The sequence below is a fragment of the Hyphomicrobium sp. genome, from assembly GCF_019753045.1.
Lineage (GTDB): Bacteria > Pseudomonadota > Alphaproteobacteria > Rhizobiales > Hyphomicrobiaceae > Hyphomicrobium_B.
Genome location: NZ_JAIELN010000013.1, coordinates 1 through 12,168, shown reverse-complemented (window position 1 = coordinate 12,168; position 12,168 = coordinate 1). Strand labels below are relative to the sequence as shown.

At 59.7% G+C, this 12,168-nt stretch carries 14 protein-coding genes and 1 pseudogene; 9 read left to right on the top strand and 6 right to left on the bottom strand.

Features of this window, described 5'->3' with window-relative positions; all coding sequences use genetic code 11:
- The first annotated feature begins 21 nt into the window (after nucleotides 1-21).
- The 4 genes and pseudogenes from K2Q04_RS15495 (at nucleotide 22) to rpmG (ending at nucleotide 1,439) form a co-directional block, all read left to right on the top strand.
- A complete protein-coding gene (locus tag K2Q04_RS15495; protein WP_366935759.1) occupies nucleotides 22-480 on the top strand; it encodes a DUF983 domain-containing protein in 459 nt (152 codons plus the stop codon).
- A pseudogene (locus tag K2Q04_RS22245) lies at nucleotides 413-736 on the top strand (NUDIX domain-containing protein); the annotation flags it as partial. The gene K2Q04_RS15495 and the pseudogene K2Q04_RS22245, both read left to right, overlap by 68 nt.
- A gap of 199 nt (nucleotides 737-935) precedes the next feature.
- Complete coding sequence (locus tag K2Q04_RS15485; protein WP_291165656.1) at nucleotides 936-1,196, top strand: hypothetical protein; 261 nt, start codon at nucleotides 936-938, stop codon at nucleotides 1,194-1,196.
- A 75-nt stretch (nucleotides 1,197-1,271) separates the two neighbouring features.
- Nucleotides 1,272-1,439, top strand: a complete 168-nt coding sequence (gene rpmG, locus K2Q04_RS15480; protein ID WP_045836778.1) for a 50S ribosomal protein L33 — start codon at nucleotides 1,272-1,274, stop codon at nucleotides 1,437-1,439.
- 578 nt (nucleotides 1,440-2,017) lie between these two features.
- Here rpmG and K2Q04_RS15475 read toward each other — a convergent pair.
- Nucleotides 2,018-3,388 (bottom strand): PleD family two-component system response regulator, encoded by a 1,371-nt coding sequence (locus K2Q04_RS15475; protein WP_291165570.1) that lies wholly within the window; start codon nucleotides 3,386-3,388, stop codon nucleotides 2,018-2,020.
- 23 nt (nucleotides 3,389-3,411) lie between these two features.
- Nucleotides 3,412-3,846, bottom strand: coding sequence for a response regulator (locus K2Q04_RS15470; RefSeq protein WP_291165568.1), 435 nt, complete (start codon nucleotides 3,844-3,846; stop codon nucleotides 3,412-3,414).
- 141 nt (nucleotides 3,847-3,987) lie between these two features.
- On the opposite strand from K2Q04_RS15470, the gene K2Q04_RS15465 reads away from it, so the two are divergent.
- Entirely contained in the window at nucleotides 3,988-4,260 is a 273-nt protein-coding gene (locus K2Q04_RS15465) for a DUF3572 domain-containing protein (protein WP_291165566.1), read from the top strand.
- 38 nt (nucleotides 4,261-4,298) lie between these two features.
- Here the strand turns inward: K2Q04_RS15465 and K2Q04_RS15460 are convergent, their stop codons facing one another.
- Nucleotides 4,299-5,168, bottom strand: coding sequence for a cell envelope integrity EipB family protein (locus K2Q04_RS15460; protein ID WP_291165564.1), 870 nt, complete (start codon nucleotides 5,166-5,168; stop codon nucleotides 4,299-4,301).
- 126 nt (nucleotides 5,169-5,294) lie between these two features.
- On the opposite strand from K2Q04_RS15460, the gene K2Q04_RS15455 reads away from it, so the two are divergent.
- The 4 genes from K2Q04_RS15455 (at nucleotide 5,295) to K2Q04_RS15440 (ending at nucleotide 8,268) form a co-directional block, all read left to right on the top strand.
- Nucleotides 5,295-5,756 (top strand): RidA family protein, encoded by a 462-nt coding sequence (locus K2Q04_RS15455; RefSeq protein ID WP_092864868.1) that lies wholly within the window; start codon nucleotides 5,295-5,297, stop codon nucleotides 5,754-5,756.
- Nucleotides 5,757-5,760: 4 nt separating this feature from the next.
- On the top strand, nucleotides 5,761-6,510 hold the full coding sequence (locus K2Q04_RS15450) for a glycerophosphodiester phosphodiesterase family protein (RefSeq protein ID WP_291165562.1): 750 nt from the start codon (nucleotides 5,761-5,763) through the stop codon (nucleotides 6,508-6,510).
- Nucleotides 6,511-6,624: 114 nt separating this feature from the next.
- The gene (locus K2Q04_RS15445) at nucleotides 6,625-7,797 is read left to right on the top strand and encodes a GNAT family N-acetyltransferase (protein ID WP_291165560.1); all 1,173 of its coding nucleotides are present in this window, start codon (nucleotides 6,625-6,627) and stop codon (nucleotides 7,795-7,797) included.
- A 48-nt stretch (nucleotides 7,798-7,845) separates the two neighbouring features.
- Nucleotides 7,846-8,268, top strand: coding sequence for an HIT family protein (locus tag K2Q04_RS15440; protein ID WP_291165559.1), 423 nt, complete (start codon nucleotides 7,846-7,848; stop codon nucleotides 8,266-8,268).
- Nucleotides 8,269-8,284: 16 nt separating this feature from the next.
- Here K2Q04_RS15440 and K2Q04_RS15435 read toward each other — a convergent pair whose 3' ends face one another.
- The 3 genes from K2Q04_RS15435 to clpS all read right to left on the bottom strand — a co-directional run bounded on the left by K2Q04_RS15435 (nucleotide 8,285) and on the right by clpS (nucleotide 11,419).
- Nucleotides 8,285-8,518 carry a hypothetical protein gene (locus K2Q04_RS15435; protein ID WP_291165557.1) on the bottom strand — a complete coding sequence of 78 codons (234 nt, stop codon included), beginning with the start codon at nucleotides 8,516-8,518 and terminating at the stop codon, nucleotides 8,285-8,287.
- Nucleotides 8,519-8,601: 83 nt separating this feature from the next.
- Nucleotides 8,602-11,058, bottom strand: a complete 2,457-nt coding sequence (gene clpA / locus K2Q04_RS15430) for an ATP-dependent Clp protease ATP-binding subunit ClpA (protein WP_291165555.1) — start codon at nucleotides 11,056-11,058, stop codon at nucleotides 8,602-8,604.
- Nucleotides 11,059-11,065: 7 nt separating this feature from the next.
- On the bottom strand, nucleotides 11,066-11,419 hold the full coding sequence (clpS, locus tag K2Q04_RS15425; RefSeq protein ID WP_092866355.1) for an ATP-dependent Clp protease adapter ClpS: 354 nt from the start codon (nucleotides 11,417-11,419) through the stop codon (nucleotides 11,066-11,068).
- Between the last annotated feature and the right edge of the window lie 749 nt (nucleotides 11,420-12,168).

Genomic DNA, 12,168 nt, shown 5'->3' with positions numbered 1-12,168 from the left:
CGCGCCAGGACGCCCCATCACATGCTCATGCTGGACACCGCAAGCAACATCCCCGTCGCAAACGATGGCACAGATCGAAATGTCTGGCAGGCATTGGGCCGTGGCTGGTCCCAGAAGTGCCCATCCTGCGGTGATGGACGGCTCTACGGCAAATATCTGAAGGTCAATGACGTCTGCCCGTCTTGCGGAACCGAGCTTTTCCACCAGCGCGCCGACGACGCTCCGCCCTATTTCGTCATGACGATCACCGCGCACGTCATCGTCGCCGGTATCATCATTCTCGAACGGCTCTATTCGCCGCCGACATGGGTACAGCTTGCGATCTGGATGCCGGCGCTCATACTGCTGAGCTTGTGGCTGCTGCCGCGCGTGAAGGGATCGCTCGTCGGATATCAGTGGGCCCTTCGCATGCATGGCTTCGGAGGTCCGAATACGGACGAGCCAGAAGAGTGGCCGCCCTCACCCCCCGCGGCCTCCTAAGATCCCCGTCGCGATGTCTGAACTAGCGAACGGCCAACTGACCGAGACGCCGATCCGCGATGCAGCGTGCCTCGTCGTCGTCGACACGTCGGGGCCGGAACCCACTCTTCTGATGGGACGCCGCCACGCCAGCCAAATCTTTCTCCCCGACAAATGGGTGTTTCCCGGCGGCCGCGTGGAGGAAGACGATCGCGCACTCGCCGATCGGTTCGCGGGCGCTTTCATGCCGGCGAACCTGGCAGACGGAATCAAGCCCTTCGCGCTGGCGGCCGTTCGCGAACTCTGTGAGGAAACCGGCCTCGTAATCGGCACGAAGAGCCTATTCTCGCATCAGAGCGCGGCCTGGGAGGCTTTTGCAGCGTCGGGGCATAGCCCATCCCCCGCCGAGCTGCTGCCGTTTGCGCGCGCCATTACCCCCCCCGGGACGCGTCCGCCGCTACGACACTTGGTTTTTCGTGGCGAAGGCGAACGCAGTATCCGGAAATTTCGCCCCGCCCGACGGCGAGCTGCTGGATCTCGGTTGGTTTACCATTTCGAAGGCCTCGGATCTCGATCTGCCGCGGATCACCAAACATGTACTCGACGACGTCGCAGCGCTTCTTTTGGACGATCCGAAATTGAGCGGCATACGCGAATTCCTGCCGTTCTATTATTCGGCCGGATCTGCCTATCGTCGCGATCTAATATCCTGTAAAGTCGCACCTCCGCCGCCTTGACACGGCAAAGTTCGCGCGTATGTTGCGCGCTTCCTCGCCAAGGTTCATTGGCGCTTTCACTTAGGGCCAGGATCGATGGCGAAACCAGTTACACAAAAAATCAAATTGCTCTCGTCTGCCGGCACCGGCTTCTTCTACGTCACGAAGAAGAACCCGCGCACGTCGACCGAAAAGCTCGTATTCAAGAAATACGATCCGGTCGTGCGCAAGCACGTGGAATTCAAGGAAACCAAGATCAAGTAGGCGCGTTAACGCCGGCCTACTCTGGTTTGTTTTTGAAAAAATCGATGTACTGACGGGACCCTGGCTGAAAGCGGCCAGGGCCTAAAGCAAACTCGGCAGCGGGGTAAATCGTTCCGAGACAGCTTCGCGACCCTGGCCACAACCGGGCGAGGTTCAAAGAGGGCGTTGTTCCTCACCCAGCTTCGCGATCGACCCTCTGCAACCGTTCGAGGAGGCCACTCGTGTGGTCGCTCGGTTCGATCATACCCACTCTATCAGGCTATGCGGCGGGCCCAATAGCGCGGGATTTCTCGGTCGCCATCCAAACAGCATGCTGCAGGCTTCGCGACCAACAAATCTGACGTAATGTTCTTATTATCCCCACGTCGTTATTGAAATTGGTGCCAGAATACAGTGCGGAAAGCAACAACTGCTTTACTGTGTCAGCAGAGCAACGATTCGAAACGGCCAGCATTGTCTCGCCGGCTGACTAAACACCCGCAAGTAATACGAAAATTGGCCTGGGATCGGCAACGATAGAAATGTTGCATCGCCCCAATTGCGCGGCAGCAACGACCGCATAGTCCCGAAAGTCTCAGTTACGCCGCATCGGCGACGACCCGGTTTCGTCCGCGCCTTTTGGCTATGTAGAGCGCGCAATCCGCACGCTTGAACATCGTCTCGGGAGTGTCCTCGGGCGTTTCCAGCGTGCCGATCCCGACGCTCGCCGTCACACGGATACTTCTGCCGTCGCCGATCGCAAATTCATCCGCTGCCACGCATGCCCGCAGCCGCTCGCCGACTTGGTAGGCGTGCGTGAGATCAGTATCCGGCATGATGATAACGAACTCTTCGCCCCCGAGCCGGCACGCGAGATCTATCCCGCGCGTATTCCGCCGAAGGCGTACGGAAAACTCCCTGAGCACAGCATCGCCGACGTCGTGACCGTACGTGTCGTTGACGTTCTTGAAATGGTCGATGTCGGCAACGAGCATCGACAGGTTGCGGCCGGTGCGGATCGCTTCCGAGACCAATGTTCGAAGATGCCCTTCCATGTAACGGCGGTTATGAAGCCCCGTCAGCGAGTCGGTAATTGCCTGCTCGACGCTCTCAGCGAGGCGATGCCGCAGGAAATCGGAATGCCGCTTCCGCTTGATCTGCGTCTTCACGCGCGCGAGCAGCTCGTGCCGATCGATCGGACGCATCAGATAGTCGTTAACGCCCATATCGAGCCCGCGGAGCAAGCGCGCCTCGTCTCCGGGCTCGACCAGCATGATGACCGGAAGATGCCTTGTACGTTCGAGCGAACGCACTTGCGAGCAAAGCCTCAAACCATCGGCGCCCTGCAACGACAAACTCACGATGAGAAGATCGAAATTGCCCTCCGCAAGCCGCACCAGCGCGATCTGCGCGTCGCGCTCCGCGTAGGCGTCGTTGGCTTTGGATAGGACTTCGAGAAGACGCGCCGCCGAACGCGGATGGTCGTCGACCAGCATGACCCGGCCCGACCTCGCGGAAAGCGCCCGCGCGAGCGAGCCATCGTCCGGAATGCCCATGTCCTTGCCTGTCGAGGCACGCATGATCATTTCGTCGTTCAGCATCTTGAGGCGCGCGAGATTCTTCACACGCGTAACGAGTGCGATGTCATCGACGGGCTTTGTGAGGAAATCGTCGGCGCCGCTTTCGAGGCCCAGGACCTTATCGGACGGCTGATCGAGTGCCGTGACCATGACGACGGGAATGTGATGGGTCGCGTGGCTGCCCTTGATGCGCCGGCACACCTCGAACCCGTCCATGCCGGGCATCATGACGTCGAGTAGCACGACGTCGATGCTTTCGCGCGCCAGAATGTCGAGGGCCTGCTGCCCGCTGTTCGCGGTGAGAACCTCGAAATACTCCGCCTGCAGCCTCGCCTCGAGAAGCTTCACATTTGCAAGAATATCATCAACGACGAGTACGCGGGCTGTCATGGATCACTAAATCTGGAGACGAACTACGGCTTCGACGGGCCGATGAACTTTCGAACGGTTTCGAGAAAAGCCATCACCGAAATCGGCTTCGAAATGTAAGCTTCGCAACCACCGGACCGAATCCTTTCCTCGTCGCCCTTCATCGCGAAGGCCGTTACGGCTACGATCGGAATTTCGCGGAGATTGTCATCGTCCTTCAGCCATCTCGTCACCTCGAGGCCGGAAACTTCTGGCAGCTGGATGTCCATCAAGATCAGATCCGGACGGTGCTTGCGCGCGAGTTCGAGCGCGTCGAAGCCATTTCGCGTCTGGATCGTCTTGTAGCCGTGCGCCACGAGGAGGTCGTTGAAGAGCTTCATATTGAGCTCATTGTCTTCGACGATCAGGACAGATCGCACCGTTGGCCGCGGCTCAGGCACGCGACGCTCGACGTTCGTTCTGGATTCCTGATACGTCATTAAACCGCCCACTCTCCATCGCGGTCGTTTTGCACCGATTCTCGCCCAAACCCTGGGTCATCTTTGCCTCGAAAGCCGTAACCAACAGTTAACATCAGCCTACGCATAGGAATCGCAATGCTTCGCTCCAGATCAAAACCTATGACTAAGGATGATGCAGAGTCACTAGCGTTGCAGGTGCTGGCATTCCTGCTCGCCGACCCAAATCAAACTTCGCGTTTTCTGTCATTGACTGGGCTTTCACCTGACGATCTTCGAGGCGTCGCCAGTTCTAGCGAGCTGCAAGCAGCAATGTTCGAGTACATTCTTTCCGACGAAGGACTGTTGCTGTCGTTCTGCCAGGAAGCCGGCATCGATCCCGCGATCATGGGCCCGGCCCATCAACTTCTGACAGGACCAATCGATTACTCATAGTCGCTCGGCCGACGGGTCGCGATTGGACTACGAACTGGTTAGTGTCCGTCCTTCGTTTCTGGGCACTTGCCGGGCGTCAGCGCCGTCAGTTCCTTAAGCTCGCCCCTGATGGAGAACTCGCCGTAATCAATCTTCAGATTGCTGGTGACGCCATTCTCGAAATACCGAAACGACAGCTCATAGGACGGCGCTTGATCGCTCTTGTCCTTGCCGGCCTCAAAATAACTGATCGTCATTGGCCAAGAATCGACGCTCGCCAGAATGTCCGCACCTTTGAAGGAAGCCGGGACAGTCTTGGCGCTTCTGTCGAACTTTTTGCCGATGACAGTATTGGTCAAATAATATTTCTCGCCTTGCTCCGACCCGTCGTAGAGATTGGCCGCAAACATCTTCAAACCGCTTTTGGCCGCCTGGACGAGCGTTGAAGCGTGCTGCATCGGAAAATAAATATCGGGCGGCAACGACACGCGCTTTTTCGCGGGCTTCACGAGATCAACGCCGACGACTGGCGTCGCACCTTTCGAACGCGCAGCATCCCCTTGGCTCGTGTCGGCCAGCTTATCGTTCTGATATTGTGTCGAAGAAAACCTGAGCTTCTTCGCGTCGGCCTCTTCCCAGCTCGAATTCCTGAGATCGCTGAGCGTCTCGGCTCCTTCCTGGTTCGTCATCACAGTCACGAAACGCATGTTCTGCGTATAGCCGTCGCACTGCGAGCCGCTGAGCTCATAGACCATCCGGCCAGCGACGCCCGTCACGCCCGAGCCCGCCGTTGAACCTCCCAGAGAAAGCTCATAGACCGCTCGATGTGGGGCAAACGGGATAAGATCGGCTGCAGCCGCCGGCGAAACCGGTATCTGACCGGCAAGCACGAGAAGCGCGAACGTGGCATAGCCTTCACGCACTATCATTGGGCTCACTCGCTCTCCAGGCCTGTATACTTAAAGCTCCAGCAGTCTAGTTCGCAGATAAAGCGTTGCAAAGAGGCGCTAGCACGGCACAAGCTGCACCGAAATCTAACTATGGGTAATATGCCAATGACAACAGTCGATCAAAGGCTCTCCGAATTGGGCCTTAAACTCCCCGAGGCGCCCCAACCCGTCGCCAATTACGTGCCTTTTCTCATTTCCGGTGACCAACTCTTCATTTCCGGCCAGGTCGCCAAGGACGCGACCGGCCGCGTGCTGACAGGCAAGCTGGGAGCCGGCGTATCCATCGAAGACGGGCAGGAAGCCGCCCGGCAATCCGCGCTCAGCTTGCTGGCACAAGCGAAAGCCGCTCTCGGCGATCTTGAACGCGTGGTCCAGGTCTTGAGGTTGACGGGCTTCGTCGCCTCTACGCCGGAATTCGTCGATCATCCGAAAATCATCAATGGCGCTTCCGACCTTCTCGTCGCCGTCCTCGGCGACGCCGGACGGCACACGAGATCCGCTGTCGGCGTCTCGAGCCTGCCGCTCGGCACGTGCGTTGAAATCGATGCGATCCTGAAAATCCGTTGACGCCATGCTCGACCGCGCAGCGTTTCTTCGACCGATCGCTCACCGCGGCCTGCACGACGCGAAGCGCGGGGTCATCGAGAATACAGGCCCCGCGTTCGAGGCGGCCATTACGGCAGGCTACGGCATCGAATGCGATGTACGGCCGATCAAAGGCGGCGTTCCGATCGTCTTTCACGATGAGACGTTGAACCGGCTCGTCGACGGACGCGGCCCCCTCTCGGCCATCAAGGAACGTGATCTCGGATCACTGCGCTATCGGGTCGGAGACGCTACGATCCTGACGCTCGCCGGGCTGCTGGACCTAGTCGGTGGGCGTGTCCCGTTGCTCATCGAAATCAAAAGCGAATGGCAGCCGCCGGACCGCGAGTTCATCGCCAGCATTGCAAGGCTCGTTTCCGAATATCGCGGCCCCGTCGCGCTGATGTCGTTTGATCCGGACGTGATGACTGCTGTGCGGAGATTGGCCCCGGACGTCCCGCGCGGGATCGTTTCGGGAAGTTATGCGGGCAGCGGTTGGTGGTCGCGCGAGATCAAAAGAAAGCGCGCAGCCGGGCTTCGCAACCTGCTCGAGTCGGGCCCCGTCGCGCCGGACTTTTATGCCTACCAAGTCGATGCGCTGCCGACCCCGGTAACGGAATACGTGCGCCGGGTCTCGGGCCTGCCGCTCTTCACATGGACAGTGCGCACGCCGAAACAGCGGCGCATCGCCGAAGCGCACGCCGACGCCATGATATTCGAGGGCTTTCGTCCCTGACGATAGAACCGCCGCTCGCGATCGCCGCAAGCAGCGCGGATCTGCCCTGCTCTTTGTCGCTATGAGACCGCGAAGGAGTTGCATAGACTTGGGACACCTTCAGCAGCGGTAAAGATGCCGACATCTCCCGACACGGCCGTAAAGCTCGCCCCGTCGATCGCAGCGATCGATGCAGTGCAGTGGGATGCCTGCGCGAATCCCGATCCAGCGACGTTCAATCCCTTCGTCTCCCACGCGTTCCTCAAGGCGCTTGAGGAATCGCACGCGGTCGGAACGAGAAGCGGTTGGCTGCCGCGCCATCTCATCGTCGAAGACGAAACCGGAGCGCTGACCGCAGCCGCGCCCGCATACTTGAAATCGCACAGCCAGGGTGAATACGTATTCGATCACGGTTGGGCAGATGCCTACGCCCAGGCAGGCGGCCGCTATTATCCGAAGCTGCAGATCTCCGTGCCGTTTACGCCCGTCCCCGGCCCCCGCCTGCTCGTGAAGCCCGGAGGCAAGTCCTATTCCGACGAGCAGATTCTGGCAGCTGCAGCGATTGAGGTCGCCCGCCTCGGCGGCCTTTCGTCAGTGCACTTGACATTCCTCGACCGCGACGTCGCGGCCCGCCTGCGCGCCCTCGGCCTCCTGACGCGGATCGGCCAGCAATTCCATTGGCAAAACCAGGGCTACGGCTCCTTCGACGATTTTCTTGGCACCCTCGCATCGCGCAAACGCAAGGGGATCAGAAAAGAACGCCAGGCGGCATTGGCGCACGGGATCGAGATCGAACGCGTCGCCGGCAGAGCCATCGGCGAAGCCCACTGGGATGCGATGTATGCCTTCTACATGGACACCGGAAACCGCAAGTGGGGCCGGCCCTATCTCAATCGCACGTTCTTCTCGCTCCTCGGCCAGGCCATGTCCGAGCGGTGCCTGCTGGTCTTTGCCAAGCGGCACGGAAGCTACATCGCGGGCGCCTTGAACCTCATCGGCGGCGATTGCCTTTACGGCCGCTACTGGGGCGCAATCGAGCACCACCCGGCTCTCCACTTCGAGGTCTGCTATTATCAGGCGATCGAGTACGCCATCGAGCACCGGCTCCCGCGCGTCGAGGCCGGCGCCCAAGGCGAGCATAAGCTCGCACGCGGCTATCTGCCGGTCGAAACATATTCCGCCCACTGGCTCGCCGATCCGGCGCTCGAACGCGCCGTGGAACGCTTCCTGAACCAGGAGCGCCAAGCCGTGACCCGGTTCAATGCCGACTTGACCGAGATGGGCCCCTATCGCAAAGACGAAGCCTGAAGCGGCGCCCGGTCGAAGGCCGCCGCATATTGAGCCGAGCGGACCATCATGTCGTACGACGCAAACAACATCTTCGCGAAGATCCTGCGCGGCGAAATTCCGTGCCACAAAGTCTACGAGGATGCCGACGCGATCGTGTTCATGGACGTGATGCCCCAGTCGCCGGGCCACACGCTGGTCCTGCCCAAAGCCCCCTCGCGCAATCTGCTGGACGCCGATCCCGCAGTGCTCGCAAAGGTCATCCCACTCGTTCAGAAGGTCGCCGTCGCCGCGAAGTCCGCCTTCAATGCCGACGGCATCAGCATCGCGCAATTCAATGAAACGGCGGGCGGCCAGACGGTCTTTCACCTGCATTTCCACGTCATACCCCGCTACGAAGGCAAACCGCTGCACATCCACGCGCGAAATATGGAAGAAGGTTCCGTGCTCGCCGCTAACGCTGAAAAGCTGAAGGCAGCACTCGCGGGCTGACCCCTTCGCCGGACGGCTAACCGGCGGTCGTAAGAGAACGCCTCAGGGCGCGGATGCCGCCCCACACGACAAAAATCGCTGCGATGATCATCGCAAGTGTGACTGCCGTGGTTGCCGTGAACTCGTTCGCAGCGATGCTGTCGATCGCAACGATCAGCCCGGCAACGACGCCGAGCAGGACGGGCGCCAGCCAGCCTGTTCCGAGCCAACCGAAAATTCCCGCGAGAAGCAAGGCGGTGAGCCAGATCATGCAACCACGCTGGCCGTCAGGCCCTCATAACGGCTTCGACACATAAAGAAACGGCACGACCCGAAGGTCGTGCCGTTGAACTTTTACTCTTCTTTCTTCTTCCGCGGCACGCTCGGCACCGCTCCGGACCCGTTGGGCTTCTCGCCCTTTTCCTTCGGCCCGGGCAACGCCTTCTTCGGCGTCGCATCCGCAAGAACCGGCTGCGGAAGATCGTCGTCGTCATCCGTCTCTTCGTCTTCCGGCGACTTGGCCTTCTTCGAAGGATCGAGCGGCAGGAAGTCGAAAGCCAACGTCCTGTCGGGGCCCTTTCCGGAGACCAGAACCTTCACCGTTCCGCCGTTCTCGAGCTTGCCGAACAGCAGTTCTTCAGCCAGCGGCTTCTTGATGTATTCCTGGATGACGCGAGACAACGGCCGCGCGCCGAACTTCTCGTCGTAACCCTTCTCGGCGAGCCACCGTGTCGCCTCATCCGACAGTTCGATCGTAACGCTGCGATCTGCGAGCTGCGCTTCGAGCTGGAAGATGAACTTCTCGACGACCTGCGCAATGATCTCGGGCGACAGGCCCGCAAACGGCACGATGGCATCGAGACGGTTGCGGAACTCCGGAGTGAACAGCTTCGTCACTGCTTCCGTGTCTTCGCCTTCCCGCTTCTGACGGTTGAAGCCCATCGGTGGCTTCGCCATGTCGGATGCACCCGCGTTCGTCGTCATGATGAGAACGACGTTGCGGAAATCGACCGACTTGCCGTTGTGGTCCGTGAGCTTGCCGTGGTCCATCACCTGCAGGAGGATGTTGAACAGATCCGGATGCGCCTTCTCGATTTCGTCGAGCAGCAGCACGGAGTGCGGATGCTGATCGATGCCATCGGTCAGAAGACCACCCTGATCGAACCCGACATACCCCGGAGGCGCACCGATCAAACGCGAAACCGTGTGCTTCTCCATGTATTCCGACATGTCGAAGCGCAGGAGCTCGACGCCCATCAGGTTGGCGAGCTGCTTGGCGACTTCCGTTTTGCCGACGCCCGTCGGGCCGGAGAACAGATAGCAACCGATCGGCTTCTCGGGCTCGCGCAGGCCGGCACGCGCCAGCTTGATCGCGCTCGAAAGAGCCTCGATGGCCTTGTCCTGACCGAAAACCAGCCGCTTCAGATCGCGTCCGATATGGGCGATGACTTCGGCATCGCTCTTCGTGACGGTTTTCGGCGGAATGCGCGCCATGACGGCGACGGTCGCCTCGATCTCCTTCGTGGTGATCTTCTTCTTCCGCTTGCTTTCCGGCAGAAGCATCTGAGAAGCACCGGTCTCGTCGATCACATCGATCGCCTTGTCCGGCAGCTTCCGGTCGTGGATATACCGGGCCGAAAGCTCGACCGCGGCCTTGATGGCCTCGTTCGTATATTTGATCTTGTGATAGTCCTCGAAGACCGACTTCAGGCCCTTGAGGATCTCGATCGCGTCCTCGACGGTCGGCTCCTTCACATCGATCTTCTGGAACCGGCGCACGAGTGCCCGATCCTTCTCGAAGTGCTGCCGGTATTCTTTGTATGTCGTCGAGCCGATGCAGCGGAGCGTTCCGGACTGCAGCGCAGGCTTCAACAGGTTCGAAGCGTCCATAGCTCCGCCCGAGGTCGCACCCGCGCCGATCACGGTGTGGATCTCGTCGATGAAGAGAACCGCGCCGGGGAACGCTTCGACTTCCTTCATCACGGCCTTCAGCCGCTCCTCGAAATCGCCGCGATAGCGAGTTCCGGCAAGAAGCGCACCCATGTCGAGCGCGAAGATCGTTGCGCCCTTCAAAACGTCAGGCACCTGACCGGCGACGATCTTCCTCGCCAATCCTTCGGCAATTGCCGTTTTACCGACACCCGGATCGCCGACGAAGAGCGGATTGTTCTTCTGGCGGCGGCAGAGCACCTGCACGGTACGCATGACCTCCTGCTCGCGGCCGATCAACGGATCGATCTTGCCGTCGCGGGCTTTCTTGTTGAGGTTCACGCAATACGTGTTGAGCGCATCGCCTGGTTTCTTCTCTTCACCCTCGGTTGCGTTCACGTCCTCATCGACTCCACGAACCGTCCGCGGCTCGAACATGCCGGGCCGCTTTGCAATCCCATGAGCAATGTATTGAACGGCATCGAAGCGTGTCATTTCCTGCTCCTGCAGGAAATACGCTGCGTGGCTTTCGCGTTCCGAGAAAATGCCGACGAGCACGTTGGCGCCCGTAACCTCTTCCCGGCCCGACGTCTGGACGTGGACGATCGCCCTCTGAACGACCCGCTGGAACGAATTCGTCGGGTGAGCGTCGCGCGCTGATTTCGACACGATCGGCTTCAGCTCGGTGTCGAGATATTCGATCAATCGGGCACGCAATTGCTCGATGTCGACGGAACAGGCCCGCATAACGGCAGCAGCGTCACGATCGTCGACGAGCGCGAGCAGCAAATGCTCAAGCGTCGCAAACTCGTGGTGGCGGACGTTTGCATACTGCACAGCGCGGTGCAGGGAGGCTTCAAGATTTTTGGAGAGCGATGTCAATCGAGTCCTACTCTTTCTCCATGGTGCACTGTAGAGGGTGGCCATGCTGCCGTGAAAAGTCCATCACCTGCGTCACCTTTGTCTCGGCGACCTCGTAAGTATAGACCCCGCAAATCCCGACTCCTTTATGGTGGACATGGAGCATGATGCGGGTCGCATCCTCCTGTCCCTTGTTGAAGAAGCGTTGCAGCACCAGAACCACGAACTCCATCGGCGTGAAGTCGTCGTTCAACAGGAGAACCTTATATAGGTTCGGCTTCTTCGTTTTTGGACGGGTCTTGGTGACGATACCTGTTTTCGACTCGCCGTCGCCGTCATCGCGACGCGGCCCATCGGGCGGGTCGTCCTTGTTCGCGGCCATGCGGTGGGCCGCCAACGAGGGAATAAGTTGCACCGTCTTCATCGCGTGCCTCGGGGAAAACCCGAATCCGTCGGATGGTCCAAAGCTATCCCGCATCGGGTGCATGTTGGAGGCAGAAAGGTAACGCCCGCTTCCCCAAATGCGTGCCCAGCGGGGCACTCGTCTTTCTCGCCAAATGTTCAAGCTAACACCCGTCTCCATCAAGCACGTAATATAGGCACGCTGACGAACAAAAAATAGAACGAGCCGAGTGACGCATCTGGCATTTCCAACAATTGAATGACGAAACTCCCTTCAAGTTCCAGTTAGACCGAATAGCAACCGGGCTCGGTGCCCGACACGGCGCTCCGCCCGGAGAGACAAGAGTTTAACCCGGCCTCACGCCGAATTTCACGTTGAACTTCTGCCGCTGTCTTGCCCCCTGCCTTGAACTCCGGCGGGTCCATGGCCGCCTCCCCGAGCTTGCGCTCCGTACGCTCGCATGGCGAGCGAAATTGAGACACCGGGAGAGGGTATTTTTACCGCGTTCTTTAACCCTGCCGCAGTCCTCCGCCCATACACTTCCCAGTGCATCTGCGGGGCGCCGAAAAATTCGGGGGCGCCCAAAAGGTGCCCAAAAACAGTGCTCTGCTCTCTTCGTTGACTGCGGGGCCTTCCACGGGAGCCTTTACCGCCAACCCGTGGATCAGGGTTGTCAAAACAACCGCTCGGTATGAGCGGCAGAGGGAATTAGCGTTTTGTTTCGACGA

Coding starts and splice junctions, on each gene's coding strand:
- K2Q04_RS15450 (WP_291165562.1), top strand. CDS start 5,761: ATGCTCGACCGCGCAGCGTTTCTTCGACCGATCGCTCACCGCGGCCTG.
- rpmG (WP_045836778.1), top strand. CDS start 1,272: ATGGCGAAACCAGTTACACAAAAAATCAAATTGCTCTCGTCTGCCGGC.
- K2Q04_RS15460 (WP_291165564.1), bottom strand. CDS start 5,168: ATGATAGTGCGTGAAGGCTATGCCACGTTCGCGCTTCTCGTGCTTGCC.
- K2Q04_RS15475 (WP_291165570.1), bottom strand. CDS start 3,388: ATGACAGCCCGCGTACTCGTCGTTGATGATATTCTTGCAAATGTGAAG.
- K2Q04_RS15440 (WP_291165559.1), top strand. CDS start 7,846: ATGTCGTACGACGCAAACAACATCTTCGCGAAGATCCTGCGCGGCGAA.
- clpS (WP_092866355.1), bottom strand. CDS start 11,419: ATGGCCGCGAACAAGGACGACCCGCCCGATGGGCCGCGTCGCGATGAC.
- K2Q04_RS15470 (WP_291165568.1), bottom strand. CDS start 3,846: ATGACGTATCAGGAATCCAGAACGAACGTCGAGCGTCGCGTGCCTGAG.
- K2Q04_RS15465 (WP_291165566.1), top strand. CDS start 3,988: ATGACTAAGGATGATGCAGAGTCACTAGCGTTGCAGGTGCTGGCATTC.
- K2Q04_RS15445 (WP_291165560.1), top strand. CDS start 6,625: ATGCCGACATCTCCCGACACGGCCGTAAAGCTCGCCCCGTCGATCGCA.
- K2Q04_RS15435 (WP_291165557.1), bottom strand. CDS start 8,518: ATGATCTGGCTCACCGCCTTGCTTCTCGCGGGAATTTTCGGTTGGCTC.
- K2Q04_RS15495 (WP_366935759.1), top strand. CDS start 22: ATGCTCATGCTGGACACCGCAAGCAACATCCCCGTCGCAAACGATGGC.
- K2Q04_RS15455 (WP_092864868.1), top strand. CDS start 5,295: ATGACAACAGTCGATCAAAGGCTCTCCGAATTGGGCCTTAAACTCCCC.